This is a genomic window from Rhodococcus sp. BP22, assembly GCF_014281965.1.
GTDB lineage: Bacteria > Actinomycetota > Actinomycetes > Mycobacteriales > Mycobacteriaceae > Rhodococcoides.
The window spans coordinates 1-1,551 of record NZ_JACFTB010000020.1 but is presented as its reverse complement, the minus strand read 5'-3'; the positions used below and the strand labels follow the sequence as shown (position 1 = coordinate 1,551).

Annotated in this window: 1 protein-coding gene; it reads right to left on the bottom strand. The window is 59.6% G+C overall.

Annotation, left to right across the window (positions count from 1 at the left end):
- Positions 1–1,551, bottom strand: a 1,551-nt coding sequence (locus tag H2510_RS20520) for an amino acid adenylation domain-containing protein (RefSeq protein WP_186630122.1), incomplete at both ends; no start/stop codon positions are given.

Sequence of the window (1,551 nt, the reverse complement as noted above, 5' to 3'; positions counted from 1 at the left end):
TGGGTAGCGCTCGGCGGTCCAACTTACCCGCCGGAGTCAACGGAATCGAATCCAACACCACAAACACCGACGGAACCATATGCGCCGGCAACACCGACACCACCTGATCACGCACCACATCGACATCGACCACCCCACCCACCACACCGAACACATACGACACCAAAATCGTCGCCCCCGTAGGACCATCGACACCCACCGTCGTCACGAAATCGATCTCCGGCAACGCCGCAATCACCGCATCGATCTCACCCAACTCGATCCGGAAACCACGAACCTTCACCTGAAAATCAGAACGCCCCACATACTCCAAAACCCCAGAACCATTCCACCGCACCACATCACCCGTGCGATACATCCGCTCCCCCACAACCGAAAACGGCGCCGCAACAAACCGCTCCGCCGTCAAACCCAACCGATCATGATAACCACGCGCCAACCCAGGACCAGCCAAATACAACTCACCCACAACACCCACCGGCACCGGCTGCAAACGCGAATCCAACACCACCACAGCAAAACCCAACACCGGAGAACCGATATCAACCGGAACACCCGGCGACATCGGCGCACTCAACGACGCAAACACCGTCGCCTCCGTCGGACCATACGCATTGAACATCAACCGACCCGGCGCCCAACGATCGACCAAATCAGAACCCGAAGCATCACCACCGGTCGCCACCACTGCAAGCGAATCGAGACCGGCCGGATCCACCGACGCCAACGCCGCCGGCGTCACAAAGGCGTGCGTGATCTTCTCCTCCCGCAGCAACTGCGCAAGCTCGACACCGCCGAAAACATCGGTCGGAGCAATCACCATCGTCGCACCACCACAGAACGCCAACACCAACTCGAGCACCGACGCATCGAAACTCGGCGACGCAAACGACAACGTACGCGAAACAGGAGTCACCCCGAACCGAACACGTTCCACCTCAGCCAAATTCGCCAAACCCCGATGAGTGACCACCACACCCTTCGGCACACCCGTCGAACCCGACGTATAAATCAGGTACGCAGCATCATCGAGACGAACCGAACCCAACCGATCACCATCGGAAACCGGCTCGGCTGAAAGATCATCGAGTTCTCGTACGGTCGACTCATCGTCCAGAACGATCCACGACACCCCACCGCCCGCCTGGCTCAAACCCGATACATGCTCGACCGCGGTAATCCCCACTACAGCACCAGAATCGGACAACATATGAGCAATACGATCCACCGGATACGACGGATCCACCGGCAAAAACGCACCACCAGCCTTCGCCACCGCCCACACCGCAACCACCGACTCCACCGAACGCCGCAACCCCAACGCCACAAACGAACCCACACCCACACCACGACCGATCAACAACCGCGCCAACCGCGAAGACCGAACATCCAACTCCCCATACGACACCGACACCCCACCACACACCAACGCCGTCGCATCCACACCCGCAACACCCACCGCAGAAGACAAAATCTCCGGCAACAACCGCCCCACCACCGACACACCACCACGCACCGGCACCAACAACTCACGCTCGGACACCGACAACA